General features: G+C 67.3%; 12 protein-coding genes. 4 read left to right on the top strand and 8 right to left on the bottom strand.

Features of this window, described 5'->3' with window-relative positions:
• The 3 genes from VX037_RS06575 to VX037_RS06565 form a co-directional block, all read right to left on the bottom strand.
• Complete coding sequence (locus VX037_RS06575) at positions 1-954, bottom strand: endonuclease/exonuclease/phosphatase family protein (protein ID WP_328713670.1); 954 nt, start codon at positions 952-954, stop codon at positions 1-3.
• 69 nt (positions 955-1,023) lie between these two features.
• Entirely contained in the window at positions 1,024-1,908 is an 885-nt protein-coding gene (mshD, locus tag VX037_RS06570) for a mycothiol synthase (RefSeq protein WP_328713702.1), read from the bottom strand.
• Positions 1,909-1,927: 19 nt separating this feature from the next.
• On the bottom strand, positions 1,928-2,734 hold the full coding sequence (locus VX037_RS06565) for a winged helix-turn-helix transcriptional regulator (protein ID WP_235725926.1): 807 nt from the start codon (positions 2,732-2,734) through the stop codon (positions 1,928-1,930).
• A gap of 147 nt (positions 2,735-2,881) precedes the next feature.
• Here VX037_RS06565 and VX037_RS06560 point away from each other — a divergent pair, with 147 nt between their 5' ends.
• From VX037_RS06560 to VX037_RS06545, 4 genes are all read left to right on the top strand, one after another.
• Positions 2,882-3,793 (top strand): LmeA family phospholipid-binding protein, encoded by a 912-nt coding sequence (locus tag VX037_RS06560; RefSeq protein WP_328713668.1) that lies wholly within the window; start codon positions 2,882-2,884, stop codon positions 3,791-3,793.
• 316 nt (positions 3,794-4,109) lie between these two features.
• On the top strand, positions 4,110-4,949 hold the full coding sequence (locus VX037_RS06555) for a sulfurtransferase (protein ID WP_235725928.1): 840 nt from the start codon (positions 4,110-4,112) through the stop codon (positions 4,947-4,949).
• Positions 4,950-4,951: 2 nt separating this feature from the next.
• Positions 4,952-5,257 (top strand): DUF1416 domain-containing protein, encoded by a 306-nt coding sequence (locus tag VX037_RS06550; protein WP_235725929.1) that lies wholly within the window; start codon positions 4,952-4,954, stop codon positions 5,255-5,257.
• Positions 5,258-5,505: 248 nt separating this feature from the next.
• The gene (locus VX037_RS06545; protein WP_235725930.1) at positions 5,506-6,171 is read left to right on the top strand and encodes an FABP family protein; all 666 of its coding nucleotides are present in this window, start codon (positions 5,506-5,508) and stop codon (positions 6,169-6,171) included.
• A gap of 17 nt (positions 6,172-6,188) precedes the next feature.
• On the opposite strand, the gene VX037_RS06540 is transcribed toward VX037_RS06545, so the two are convergent.
• The 5 genes from VX037_RS06540 to VX037_RS06520 form a co-directional block, all read right to left on the bottom strand.
• The gene (locus VX037_RS06540; RefSeq protein WP_328713667.1) at positions 6,189-7,529 is read right to left on the bottom strand and encodes a hypothetical protein; all 1,341 of its coding nucleotides are present in this window, start codon (positions 7,527-7,529) and stop codon (positions 6,189-6,191) included.
• A 488-nt stretch (positions 7,530-8,017) separates the two neighbouring features.
• Positions 8,018-9,796, bottom strand: coding sequence for a thiol reductant ABC exporter subunit CydC (gene cydC / locus VX037_RS06535; protein ID WP_266060514.1), 1,779 nt, complete (start codon positions 9,794-9,796; stop codon positions 8,018-8,020).
• The gene (gene cydD / locus VX037_RS06530) at positions 9,793-11,550 is read right to left on the bottom strand and encodes a thiol reductant ABC exporter subunit CydD (RefSeq protein WP_442903644.1); all 1,758 of its coding nucleotides are present in this window, start codon (positions 11,548-11,550) and stop codon (positions 9,793-9,795) included. The genes cydC and cydD overlap by 4 nt, the downstream gene beginning before the upstream one ends.
• Positions 11,547-12,629, bottom strand: a complete 1,083-nt coding sequence (gene cydB / locus VX037_RS06525) for a cytochrome d ubiquinol oxidase subunit II (RefSeq protein ID WP_266060513.1) — start codon at positions 12,627-12,629, stop codon at positions 11,547-11,549. The genes cydD and cydB overlap by 4 nt, the downstream gene beginning before the upstream one ends.
• A gap of 11 nt (positions 12,630-12,640) precedes the next feature.
• Positions 12,641-14,197 carry a cytochrome ubiquinol oxidase subunit I gene (locus tag VX037_RS06520; protein ID WP_328713665.1) on the bottom strand — a complete coding sequence of 519 codons (1,557 nt, stop codon included), beginning with the start codon at positions 14,195-14,197 and terminating at the stop codon, positions 12,641-12,643.
• Positions 14,198-14,404 lie beyond the last annotated feature (207 nt).

Raw genomic sequence — 14,404 nt, 5'->3', positions numbered from 1 at the left:
TCACACGCGCACCGTGACGATCACCCCGTGATGATCCGACCCGGGAATGTCGATGCGCCGCAACGATGTCGGGACGGGTCCATTGCGGGTGAGCACACGATCGAGCGCCAGGAGCGGCGGGTAGCGGCGATCGGCGGGATAGGTTGCCACGATCCCGGACCCGAGATACTCGGCGGCATCGACGAGTTGGGGCGAGCCGTCGACGTCGGAACCGGTGAGCAAGTCGCGAAACGGCCGGTGATCATAGGTGGAGTTCACGTCGGCCCCGATGATCAGCGGCTGCGTGTCGGCGGCCAAGATCGCCTGCAGGCGTCGCAGCTCAGCATCCCAACGCCAAGACGCCTCCGGGTAGGGCGGCAACGGATGCAGCGCGTACACCGATACGCCGCCACGTCCCGGAATATCCAGCCGGGCATGGAGATTGGCGAGCCGGAATCCGTGCAGCGCGGCTCCACCGTCGAGCGGCGTTCGAGCGTAGATCCCGGCGCCACCGCCGCCGTCGCGCGGGACCTCGAAGGCGTAGGGCAGTTCTCGCCGCAGACCTGCCGAGTCGAGCGCGGTGGCCGCCGCTCCGGTCAGTTCGATGACGGTCAACACGTCCACCCGCGCATCGCGGACCTGCGCAACAAGGGCGGCCGGGTCCGCGGTGCCCAACTTGATGTTGGCCTGCATCACGGCCAGATCAGTGGTCGAGACCTGTTCGGTCACACCGCGATACAGCGGTGCCTGGGAAGCGACACCGACGGCCGCGACCACCACGGCGATGCCGGCGAACACCCACGACCGGCAGATCAGCAACAGGACCGCCCCGAGGATTCCCACGGCGATGAGCACCGGCGCGAACGACGCGACCCGGGTGACGGTGTTGCTGACCAGTCCGGAGAAGTGGGCGCCGATCCCGCACGCAGCCAAGGCGACGCACAGGATTCCGATCACACGGACGACACGCAGCATGACATCGATCTTGTCATGTTCGCCCACAACGATTGTGATGCACCGGCACCGACCGACGCGCGGCCGTCGTCAGCCGTAGGCGACGTCGATGGCGTAGCGGGTGAATCCGAGACGTTCGTACGTGCGCAACGCGGCGGCGTTGTCGCCCTCCACGTACAGTTCGACCTCTGTCATGCCACGCTCGGCGAGATGATGCAGTCCGGCAAGCGTCAACAACCGCCCCAACCCGCGGCCCTGAGCCGCCGGATCGACCCCGACGATATAGACCTCACCAAGATCGGCGTCGTGCTGCTTGGTCCAGTGAAAACCCAACAACTGCGCGGGATTGGCGGCGTCGAAGGCCAAAAAGAGGCCGGCCGCATCGAACCAGGAGCTGTGCACCCGATCGGAGATCTGGTCGGCCGTCCACCCACCCTGCTCCGGATGCCAGTCGAACGACGCATTGTTGACCCGCAGGATCTCGGCGTCGTCGGCGGAGCCGGCATAGGTCCGCAACACGATGTCGTCGCCCACCTCGAGCGGGGGCAGCGCGTCGGCGGCGCCACCCACGGGGCGGCGCAGCTGCAGGAGCTCACGCCGCCGGGTCAGGCCCAACGCCGCCGCCGTGGCCACCGCAGCAGGCAGATCCCCGTGTGCCCACACACGCGGCGCCGGTTCGGCGACCATCTCGCGGGCGACGTCAAAAGCCTTCAGTAGCAACTCACGGCCGTGGCCGCGTCCGCGCGAACCGGGGTCCACCACCGCCTCGATCATCGCCGGCTCATCGTCGCGGCCGACGCTGACGTTGGCATAGCCGGTGTCGGAAAGAATGTGGCGCACACCCGGATCGGCGGCATCGCCGATAGCCTTTTCCGCTTGCTCCGACAGCGGCGCAACGCCGTCGACCGCCCGCGCCGCGGTGACCATCGCCCGTGCCCGAGCAGCCTGCTCCGGCGTCAGCCGATCCATCACCATCGGATCTGCGGCAGACCCCTCAGTTCCCTGCACTCGCACTGAACTCCTCGTACGGACCGCCCAGATCGTCCGTGTCGATGTCGTCTTCGCCGATGTCGTCACCGGCGGTGTCGTCGCCCATCACGTCGAGTGAGTCCGCCGCACCGCTGCCCCGACCGCGGTTGGGGCGCACCGCCTTGTAGCCGACGTTACGCACCGTACCGATCAGCGACTCGTGCTCGCTGCCCAGCTTGGCGCGCAACCGTCGAACGTGCACGTCCACGGTCCGGGTACCGCCGAAGAAGTCGTATCCCCAGACCTCTTGCAGCAGTTGCGCCCGGGTGAACACCCGGCCCGCGTTCTGCGCGAGGTACTTGAGTAGCTCGAACTCCTTGTAGGTGAGATCGAGCGGGCGCCCGCGCAACCGCGCGGTGTAGGTGCCCTCATCGATGACGAGTTCCCCCAGCGTGACCTTGCCGCTCGCCTCCTCGGTGGTCATGCCCCGAGTACGCACCACCAACAACCGCAGTCGCGCGTCGAGTTCGGCCGGCCCCGTACCCGGTAGCAGGAACTCATCGAGCCCCCAGTCCGCGTTGACCGCCACCAATCCACCTTCGGTGAGCACTGCGGCCACCGGCACCGACGACCCGGTGCTGCCGAGTAACCGACACAGACCGCGTGCAGCCGCCAGGTCGGTGCGCGCATCGACGATCGCGACGTCGGCATTGCCCGCCTCCATCAACGACGACACCTCGGTCGGCGCGGTCCGCACGGTATGTGCCAGCAGCGACAACGACGGCAACACTGCTTCCGGGTTCGGATCGGCTGTCAACAGCAAGAGATCCATGAACCACTCCGATCTCGTCGTTCCCCAAACCCTCGGTCACGCCCTCCCGAGCGCCCCTGTGAGCCCGGTGCGACGTCGGAATGGACCGCCGGCGATTGTTTACGCCGCCTTACCAACGTGTGCGCGATAGATGACAGAATAGCGCCAATGGGGCGTTTCGCTGTTAACAAGGCGACCGGGGAGGGTCGGCGACAGCGCGCAGAGCACCCGCGCCGGGCACTGCGGCGAGGCATCGGGATCGGCATCGTCGCGATCGTCGCCCTCGGGGCCGCGGCGCTGCTCGCCGACACCCTCGTCGCGATGCGGGCCGAACACTCGCTGTCGAAGGCACTGCTCGATTCGCCACGCCTGAGCTACGACCCCGAGGTCACGATCAGCGGTTTTCCGTTCACGAGCCACGCGCGCGCCGGCGAGTTCGGCGGCGCGGTGATCACCGCGCGCGGCGTGTCGGTCGATTGTCCAGAACTCACGGACTGCCACGCGGAGATGGGCGCGACCCTGGGGTCGAGCTCGGTGCCCGACGGCTTCGAATTTCAGCCAAGTGACTTGATACACACTTCGTCGGCGCAGGCCTACACGCGGCTCGATTCGGTCAATCTCGGGCGCATGCTCGGCATCATCGACCTGACCGTGAACACCCCAGCCCCCGCCGACCGAGCGGGTGGCGGCGGACCCGCGGACGGACTGTTGCGGCGGACGAGCGGTGTGCTGCTGACGGGCACCGTCGCGCTCCCCCCGGTCAATCGGGCCACCGATGTGCCGCCGTCGGCGTCGATGTATCCCGGCCCGACCGTACGGGTGAGTGTCGCGGCCGACCTGTCGGTCGACGACGGTCGGCTGCGAATCACCGCGACCGATTTCTATCGCGGACCCGAAGAACACGTCGAGTCCGATATCGCCGACGACCTGCACGCCTACGTTCTGTCCCGCTTCAGCACTCTCCTCGGCCCGGTACCGATGCCGTGGGCCATCACCCCCACCGAGGCCACCAGCGAAGGTAGCGATGTCCTGCTCATCGGCGACACCGGGGCCCGCGACCTCCGGCCCGACGAGTTCTGAGCACCCAGCCGTTTGGGAGGGCCGATGCGTCCCTGTATGGTGAGGCGCATGCAGCTGCGCCGTGAGTTCATGCTCACTCGCCGTCGTGCGATCGACTTCTGTCGTGTCGCCGACTGTTGCTGTCGTTAGACGGTGGACGTGGCGTCGGGAGATCGACGCGTTCACCTTCTCGATGGCGGCCGGGCAGTCTTGCACACCTCATCTATTGTGTCCGATCCGGACTCCTCCGTCGGTGACGACATCTGCCACGACGGTTCGGCCTTCATCACCCGCTCCACATCGCACACAACCTCCGATAGTTCGGGAAGGATCAACCATGGCACGCAGCGACGTCCTGGTCAGCGCCGATTGGGCTGAGCAGAACCTCAACGCCGACAAGACCGTCTTCGTCGAGGTCGACGAGGACACCAGCGCGTACGACGGTGGCCACATCGCCGGCGCCGTGAAGCTCGACTGGAAGACCGATCTGCAGGACCCGGTCCGTCGCGACTTCGTCGACGCCGACCAGTTCTCCAAGCTCCTGTCCGAGCGCGGCATCGCCAACGACGACACCGTCGTCCTCTACGGTGGCAACAACAACTGGTTCGCCGCCTACGCGTACTGGTACTTCAAGCTCTACGGCCACAACGACGTCAAGCTGCTCGACGGTGGCCGCAAGAAGTGGGAGCTCGACGGCCGTCCGCTGTCGACCGACGCAGTGAACCGCCCGGCCACCAGCTACAAGGCCGCCGAGCCGGACACCTCCATCCGCGCGTTCCGCGACGAGGTCGTCGACGCGATCGGCGCCAAGAACCTGGTCGACGTGCGCAGCCCCGACGAGTTCACCGGCAAGATCCTCGCCCCGGCTCACCTGCCGCAGGAGCAGAGCCAGCGTCCCGGTCACATCCCGGGCGCGATCAACGTGCCGTGGAGCAAGGCCGCCAACGAGGACGGCACCTTCAAGAGCGACGAGGATCTCGCCGAGCTCTACTCCGAAGCGGGCCTCGACGGCGAGAAGGAGACCATCGCCTACTGCCGTATCGGCGAGCGGTCGAGCCACACCTGGTTCGTGCTCAAGGAGCTGCTCGGCCACCAGAACGTGAAGAACTACGACGGCAGCTGGACCGAGTACGGTTCGCTGGTCGGTGTCCCGGTCGAGCTGGGAGAAGGAAAGTAATCATGTGTGCTGCACCCAAACAGGGCCAGAAGCTTCCCGCCGGCGTGGACGTCGAGAAGGAGACCGTGCTGACCGGCGCCGTCAACGATGAGTCGGGCACCCCGGTGGCCGGCGCGTTCGTCCGGCTGCTCGACTCCACCGGCGAGTTCACCGCCGAGGTCGTGGCCAGCCCGACCGGCGACTTCCGATTCTTCGCCGCTCCCGGCAAGTGGACGTTGCGTGCGCTGTCGTCGTCGGGCAACGGCGACGTGACCGTGTCCCCGGAGGGACCCGGCGTGCACGAGCACGACATCGTCGTGAGCAAATAGGTCGTCAGCGAGTACGTGGTGAGCAAGTAGCACGCCACTGGACCACCGAGGCCCCCGGGTACCACCCGGGGGCCTCGCCGTGTTCGGGCCGCTCATGGTGACCGAGCAGCGACCACCGCGCAGGACCCGAAAGCCGGGCGGTAGACTCCTCGCGTGGTCATCTTCTTCGAGATTCTGCTGATTCTGGCATCGATCCTGATCGCCTGGTTCGGTGTGTACGTCCTCTACCGTCTGATCACCGACGAGTCGTGACCTCCGCAGACGCGGACGGCGCCGACGACCAGCCGACCCCGGCCGGCCGCCGGTCCGGCGACGAAGCAATCACCCAGGCGGCCGAACGCGCGCGGGAGACCGCCGAACGGAACCTGCCCGAGTGGGGCGATCTGCCGCTGCCGCACGACACCGCCAACCTGCGCCACGGCGCGGATCTGCATTCCGGTCTGCTCGCCCTGCTACCGATGGTGGGGATCTGGCAGGGCGAGGGTGAGGCGAACGACCCCGAGACCGGCGAGGACTATCACTTCGCGCAACAGATCGTGGTGAGCCACGACGGCCAGAACTTCCTCAACTGGCAGGCACGCTCCTGGGTGATCGACGAGGATGCGCACTTCGTCCGTCCGGACCTGCGCGAGACGGGCTTCTGGCGGATCGGTGACGACGACAGCATCGAACTGCTTCTCGCCCATGCCGAGGGGTCGATCGAACTCTTCTACGGTGCACCGCTGACCCAAACGTCCTGGGAGCTCGCCACCGATGTGGTGATCAAGGCCGACTCCGGCCGCCGCACCGGTGGGGCCAAGCGGCTCTACGGACTTGTTGAGGACGGTGACCTGGCCTACGTCGAGGAACGCGTGGACGCCGACGGTGACCTCATCCCGCGTCTGTCGGCCAAACTGCGCCGCGTCGCCGGCTGACCGCCCCCGTCGAGCACTCAGTGCTGCGACTGACGATGCCGACGGTGACGGCGATCTGACCAGGGACGATCTGACCAGGCAAGATACAGATTCTTCTTCGGGATGGCGCTGTAGACCACGGTCCCGAGCATGACCACCACCGACCCGTAGTTGGTGGGGGTGCCGGGCCGCCCGGATGCCCCCGGGACGAATCCTCCCACGGAATCCACACTCGCCGCACGCCCGGCGGTTCCACCCCGTCGCGTACCCACCACCGAGAACACCTGCCCGGTGTCGGCATCCGACCGCACCGGGAACACCCGTCTGCCGCGCGGCGCGATCTCGGCGACCGCCCGATCCGATCCGAGGTTGTAGATCACCGCGATCGAGTCGTCGCCGGTATTGCGGATGGTCAACGTCTCGGCGCCCGTTCGATACTGGTAGGTCACCCCGTCGGCCTCGGCGTCGAGGTGGTCCTGCTGGTTGTAGCCACACTCCCAATCGGCACTCCACGGCGTCAGGAAGTTGCGGGCCAGGTGATCACGACGATCGGGGACGGGCAGCGCACTGGGCATCAGTACACCACCGGCCAACCACATCACGCCCAGAATCGTCGGGCTCCCGTCGGTCCGCGGCGCCTGCACGTAGCAGACCTGGTCGCCGGGTGGCACCGGCACCGACTCGCCCGGCTCGGCGACCAGGAGGTCCAGCGGCCCGTCGGCGCCCACGGTCAACACCGCGACGGGCCCGTCGGAACGGTTGTGAATGGTCACCTCGGAATCGATCCGGGTGTGATGAACCCCGTGCGTCAGCGGGTCGACGAAGACGAATGACGGCGACGTGGGGACCCCGAAATCGACGTCGCCGGGTCGCCAGAAGATGCCGTCGGGATCGCGCTGATCCCAATCGACCTCGCCGACTTCCGGGCCGTCGAGAATCATCTGCGGTTCACCGGTATGTGCGTCGCGGCCTTCGAGGATCTGCCCGACAAGCACCGGACGTCGGTCGATGCGCGCCGATTGCAGTACGTGGGAGTCGGCGGAAGGCAGAGCCACCGAGCTGCCGGCGGGCAGGTGGGTGAAGACATTGTCGGAGGTACCAGGCCGCTCGGGGACCGACAGCACGCCGAGCTCGGAATCGCCGCGATTGTGCAGGACCAAGTGGTCGGCGCCGGGTGCGTGCGAATACGCCAACCCGCTGACGTGACCGGCAACCCAGTTCGCGGCGCCGTCGTTGGTCCAGTCCGCATCATCGGGGGTGAGAAACCGCGCTCGGACGTGCTCGTCGACGCGGCCGTCGAGCTCTGCCGCCGACGCGCGTGGACCCTGCGCGATCGGCTCGTCCAGGACGGACACCACGTGTGCATGCGTCGTGGTCATGGCGGTCTCCCTTGCGAGTATTCGTTCATCTGTGGTTCGCGCCCCGGCCCGGTGCGGATGGGTCGGTGTGATCTGTGCTGATCGACGCCTGTGCCTAGTTCACGTCACGATCAGGTCGCGAACACGAGTAGTCGACTACTTGAATTACGCATCGACCCTGCGGTGATCTGCGTTACTTCCGGCGCATCGCGTCGAATGCCTGGTGCCGCGGACGCAGACGGCCCCCGTACCGCCCGTGAACGGGCCTGAGCCGATCGGACAAGGATCGGGGTACGGGGGCCGGGTGACCACCTGGGATTCGCCGACGCGGACCGGTGCGACGTCACCGATCCCTCTCGGCATCGGCCGCGCACTCCGCGGAGGTGAACACCTCGGTCCGCGCTAGCGGATGGTCACCTCACGTGTCCAACAGTCATACAACTTCGAACCACCTCCTTCCTCGTGTACCGACGAAGATACGCTCGGACCCGGCGCGCGGCAACAGGTTTTCAGCCTGTTGGCGACGGCAGCACCTCGAGCACCCGGCATCGCGGATTCTCCGACGAAATCTGTTGTGCTGCAGGATCATGCGTGATCACCACCACGATCCGCGCCGAATCGAACAGGCCGCGGGTACGCCCGAGAAGTCGGTGCAGCAGCACCGCCGAGTCGGCAGCGTCGAGGTGCTCGGTCGGCTCGTCGAGCACCACCACCGGCGCCGGGTGCACCACAGCCCGCGCGAGCAGCAGACGTCTGCGCTGCCCACCACTGACGGCCGCCGACCCCCCGACGAGCTCGGTGTCGAGTCCGTCGGCCAGACCCGCCAGCCAGGTCCGCAGACCCACGGACTCGAGGGCGGCGACCAGCTCGTCGTCGCTCGCGTCCCCGCGGGCGACCCGCAGATTCTCCCGCAGCGTGGTGGAGAACAGGTGGCCTTCCTCGGCGAAATAGCAGCTCGCCGAGCGGACGTCCACTGTCGCGCCGTGGTCGTCGCGGGTGTCGATGCGGCCCGCGTGCGGTGCCAACAGCCCGGTCACGGTGAGGCCGAGGGTGCTCTTGCCCGCGCCGCTCGGACCGACGATCACCAAGCGGTCGCCCGGTGACAAGTGCAGATCGAGTCCGTCGGCCGATCCCAGGCAATCGCCGGCAGGCCATCCCCACCGCAGGCCGGTGGTGTCCAGGGTGACCGGGCCGGAGTGAATGGCGCGATCGGGTCCGTCGCCCTCGGGTTCTCCTGCGGCGCCGTCCACACCGGCACCGTCCACCAGGGCCATCACCCGTCGGGCGCTCTGACGACTGCGCTCGAGTTGGATACCCGCCTCGGTGAGCGGACCCGTCGATTCGAACGCCGACAACGGCAACAGGATCAGGACTCCGAGCACCATCGGTGTCAGCCCCTCCCCCGATGCCACGTCGGCCAGCGATCCGGGGATCTGCGAGGCCAGGTGCACCCCGATGAGGCATGCCGCGAGCAGTGATGCCCCCATCGACAGCGGTGTGGCGGCACTCGCCGCCGCCTCGTAGCGCAGGCCGCGGTCGGCTGCGGCCAGGGCGTCGGCCTCGGTGCGCCGCGCGATGGCCAACACCTCGGAGCGTCGACGGGCCACGGTCAGTTCCGGCGCATGCCACAGCGCGGTGACCGCGGCATCGGCCGACCGGTCATGTGCGGCGGAGGAGTCCGCGATGGTCCGCGCCGCTCCCCGCGCGGCCAGCGCCGGTGCGAGCAGTCCGCTGACGATCATTGCGACCGCGAGCACCCCGGCGGCCCACCAGGAGACGGAAGCCATGATGGCGACGGCCGCCACGCTGGTCACCGCGCCCACGGCGATCGGGATGACGCCGCGGATCAGGGCGTTGCCGATCTCGTCGATGTCGTCACCGGTTCGGCCGAGCAAGTCCGAGCGCCGCAGGCTGACCGAGTAGGCGGGCGAGCCCGCGGCCAGAGTCCGGTACACCCGCTCGCGTGCAGTGGCCATCGCGCCGAGCGCCAGATCATGGGTGGCCAGACGCTCGAGATAGCGAAAGACACCGCGAGAGATGCCGAGGGCGCGCACCGCGGTGATCGCGACCGACAGGTAGAGCACGGGCGGCATCTGCCAGGCGCGGGTGATCAGCCAGGCCGACAGCGCGGCGAGTCCCAGTGCCGAGAGGGCTCCGCCGACACCGAGGAGGATCGACTTGACCAGCGGGCGCCCACGCAGCCCGAGGAAAGCGAAGGCCCGGCGCAGCGCGGCGTCCGATGACACCGGGGGCGCCGTGCCGATATCCCGGCCGGGTCGGGTCGTCATGCCGACTCCTGTCCGACTACGAGAACACGATCGGCGAACGCGCGTGCCACCGACTGATGGGCCACCACCACCACGGTGTCCCCCGCCGCCGCCCGGGCGGACAGGACCTCGAATACGGCACGCACCGATGCGTCGTCGAGATGCGCCGCCGGTTCGTCGAGCAAAAGCAGAGGCGCCGGGGACGCCAGTGTCCGGGTGAGCGCGAGACGCTGACGCTGGCCGGCCGACAGCCCCGAGCCGTCCGCACCGATCGGGGTGTCGACGCCGTCGGGCAGAGCCGCGAGCACCCTGTCGAACCCGGTGGCAGCCGCGGCACGGGCCGACGCAGCCGATTCGAGCCGGCCGAACAGCGCGAGGTTCTCGCTCACCGTGCCGGGCACCATCACGGGTTGCTGCGGCAGCCACGCGATCTGTTCGTGCAGGAGGCTCGGTTCGAGTTCGGCGACGGGAATCGAGCCGATCAGCACCGACCCGCTGTCGGGAGCCACCAGCCCCATCACCGCCAGCAGGGCGGTGGACTTCCCGGCCCCGTTCGCCCCGGTCACCATGGTGAGCCGGCCGGGTTCGAACACGGCGTCGAGGTGCTCGGGTGCCCAGCCGTCCCGGCCGTGCACACCGACATCGAGCAGTCGGACCGGCTGCCCGGCCACCGAACAGCTCCGGCGGCCCGGCGCGATCACCGCGTCGTCGGGTGCCGACTCGATCAGGTCGAGGACCTCGCCGGCGGCGGCGACGCCGTCGGCGGAGTTGTGGAACTGGGCGCCCACCTGCCGCAACGGGTGATAGGCCTCGGGAGCCAGGATGAGCGCCAGCACACCGGCATACAGGCTCATGTCGCCGTGGACCAGCCGTAGACCGATGCCGACCGCGACCACCGCCACACTCAAGGTGGCCAGCAGTTCCAGCACCGCCCCCGACAGGAACGCCACCCGCAACGCCGACATCGTGCTGCGTCGCTGCGCCCGACCAAGTTCGGCCACCCTCTCCGCCGGACCACGAGCGCGGTTGAGCGCACGCAGAGTCGGTAGTCCGGCGATCAGGTCGAGCAGTTGCGCCGCCAGGCGACTGGTCGCCGCCAGTTTGCGATCGGTCCGTTCCCGGGTCATCAGGCCGATGAGGATCATGAACAGCGGGATCAGCGGCAAAGTGATGAGGATGGCCACAGCCGACGGCCAATCGGTGAACCCGATCACCACCACGACCGTCGGCGTGACCGTCATCGTGACGATCAGTGCGGGAAGGTAACCCGACAGATATGGTCCCAACGCGTCGAGTCCCCGCAACACCAGCGTCGCGGCGTGTTCGCGACGGGCCACCAGGGCACGCACCGAGGTCTGCGTCGGGTCCGTGAGGACGTCGAGCGCCCGGCCGCGCAGCTGGGCGATGACCCGCGCGGCCCCACGGTGGGCGTAACGGTCGTGCAAGTAGGTCAGCATTCCGCGCGCGACGAGAGCCCCGGCCAACACCGCCAGATGCAGTTGTTGGGCACCCAACGATCGCCGGCTCGGGTCGACGATGAGTTCGGAGACGATCGAAGCCGCCATCGCCGCTGTCACGATGGTCATCGCCACACCGGCGAAGGCGAACATCGCCGTGGCGACAACGTAGCCGCGGGCAACCGTGGAGTGCCGCAGCAGTCGCGGATCGACCGGCCCTGACCGTCCCGCGGTGGCCGGCCCGGGATTCGGCGAACCGTCCTCGGTCGTGGCCTCGGCCGTGGCCGTGGTAACCGGGGCGCGGAGGGGTCGGGTCACTGCGAACGCATACGCAATGACGGCAACCCGGTGGGCGCCGGGATCTGCTCCACGGACAGCCGCTTGCGGAAGACCCAGTAGGTCCATGCCTGGTAGGCCATGACAACGGGGGTGATCAGCACCGCGGCCCACGTCATGATGGTCAGCGTGTAGTTGCTCGACGAGGTGTTGGCGATGGTGAGGTTGTAAGCCTCACTCGTGCTCGACGGCAGTACGTTCGGGTAGAGCACGGCGAACAATGTTGCCACCGTGCCGCCGATGGCGACGAAGGTCGCGGCGAAGGCGATGCCCTCTCGGCGGATCTGCGTGGCGACCACCATCACCACCGCGGCAACCGCGCCGATCAGCACCGGTATCCAGGTCCATCCGTTGCCGTAGGCGAACTGCGTCCAGAGCAGGAAGACCGCGGCCACCACGAGCGTCGGGATCGCGAGCCGTGCGGCGTAGGTCATTGCGTCCTGTTTCAGCACACCGGAGGTCTTGAGCGCGAGGAAGACCGCGCCGTGGGTCAAGAAGGCGAGCAGCGTGGTGAGTCCGCCGAGCAGGGCGTACGGGTTGAGCAGGTTGAAGAAGCCTGCGGTGTATTGATATTCGGCGTCGATGGGAATGCCACGGACCACATTCGCGAACGCCACTCCCCAGAGGATCGCCGGAATCCACGAGCCCAGGCCGATACCCACGTCGGCGGCCTTGCGCCACTTCGGATCGTCGATCTTGCCGCGCCATTCGATGGCGCAGACCCGGGTGATCAGCCCGATCAGGATGAGGAACAGCGGGAGATAGAAAGCGCTGAACATCGTTGCGTACCAGCCGCCGAACGCCGCGAACAGCGCGGCGCCGGCGGTGATCACCCATACCTCGTTGCCGTCCCACACCGGTCCGATGGTGTTGAGAATGGTTCGACGCCGAGCATCAGGATCGGCGAGCTCCTCGGTGGGTGACACCGATTCGTCCCCGCCGGTGTGACTGCGGCCGAGGAACGGCATCAGCATGCCGACGCCGAAATCGAAGCCTTCCAACACGAAGTAGCCGACGAACAGAAACGCGATGATCAGGAACCAGAGTTCGGGCAGACCCATCGTCGACCTCCTCAGTACGCGAACGAGAGTTGTTTGGGCTCATCAGTATCCGACGGTTCGTCGGGCGGTACCGCGTCATAGGTGGCCGGACCCTCGATGATGTATCGGCGTTGCAGCATGAACCAGACCACGCCGAGCGCACCGTAGAGCAGGGTGAATCCGATCAGCGTGACCCACACTGTCGCCGCCACATGGTTGGACACACCGTCCTGCACCAGCATGTGGATGCGCAGTGGATCGAGGTCATCTTCCCAGTTCGGCACCACCACCCACGGCTGGCGGCCCATCTCGGTGAAGATCCAGCCGGAACTGTTGGCCAGGAACGGGGTCGGGATCATCCACAGCGCGAACAACCCGAATCTGCGGGATTCCACCACCCGCTTCTTGCGGGTGAGCCACAGCGCGCCCAGCGCGAGCAGGGCCGAGCCGAGCGCCCAGGTGATCATGGCGCGGAAACCCCAGTAGGTGACGAACAGATTCGGCGCGAAGTTCTGGCCCGGCATGCCGAATTGTTCCTGATACTGCACCTGCAACTCGTTGACACCCTGCACGGTGCTGTTGATGTCCCGGTTGGCCAGGAAGGACAGCATGTTCGGGATCTCGATGACCTGGGTGATGTTGTCGCAGTTGTTCTGCCGTCCGATGGCGAGCACCGAGAACGGCGCGCCGGTGGTGGTTTCGCACAGCGACTCCGCCGAGGCCATCTTCATCGGCTGCTGTTTGAACATGATCTCGGCCTGGATGTCGCCGGTGATGAACAGCGCGACACCGGAGACCATCACGACCCACAGTGCGAATCTGGTCACCGGGCGCCAGAGACGACGGGCGTCGTGTTCCAGATCTTCCGGCGTGGCGTCGATCTGGCTCGGCGAGGTGGTGGGCGGCAGATCGGCGGTCTCGCCGGCTTCAGACGCCGCTCGCAGTTTCTTCGCCCGCCACATGTTGCGAGCCATCCACCAGCAACCGATCGCCGCGACAAAAGTGCCTGCGGTCAGGAAGGCGCCGGCGATCACATGGGGGAAGGCGGCCAACGTGGTGTTGTTGGTGAGCACCGCCCAGAAGTCATTCATCGCCGGTCGGTCACGTGAGTCGTCCCAGGCGACACCGACCGGATGCTGCATCCAGGAGTTGGCGGCGATGATGAAGTAGGCGGACGCATTGACCCCGATTGCGGCAAGCCAGATGCAGGCGAGGTGTACCCGACGCGGCAGCCGGCCCCAACCGAAGATCCACAGTCCGATGAACGTGGACTCCAGGAAGAATGCGACCAGACCCTCGAACGCCAGCGGCGCACCGAAGACGTCGGCGACGAACCGGCTGTACTCGCTCCAGTTCATGCCGAACTGGAATTCCTGCACGATGCCGGTGGCGACGCCGAGGGCGAAGTTGATCAGGAACAGCTTGCCGAAGAACTTGGTGGCGCGCAGCCACTGCTCGTTGCCGGTCACATGCCAGACCGTCTGCATCACCGCGATCATCGGCGCCAGGCCGATGGTCAGGGGGACGAGAATGAAGTGATAGACGGTGGTGATCCCGAATTGCCATCGGGAGACATCAAGAGCGTCCATGTCGCCTCAATCAGAGTCGGTGCATCGGGCTGCGATGCACGGGCCGGTCCGGCTGTGCGAACTCCTGACCACCGAACCACACCTACTACTACAAGACGTCGTAGTAGGTGTGTGGCCCACGCTACGCTGCGCAGAACGTCCGGCTCAAGCCCTTCGCAGTCAGATCGCACCCGGATTCAATTGTGGGATGCATCGCGTCGTTCGGCG

The organism is Gordonia sp. Z-3 (genome assembly GCF_036233855.1).
Taxonomy (GTDB): Bacteria; Actinomycetota; Actinomycetes; order Mycobacteriales; family Mycobacteriaceae; genus Gordonia; species Gordonia tangerina.
Note: the sequence above shows the minus strand (reverse complement) of the source record. Positions and strands in the feature narration are given on the sequence as shown.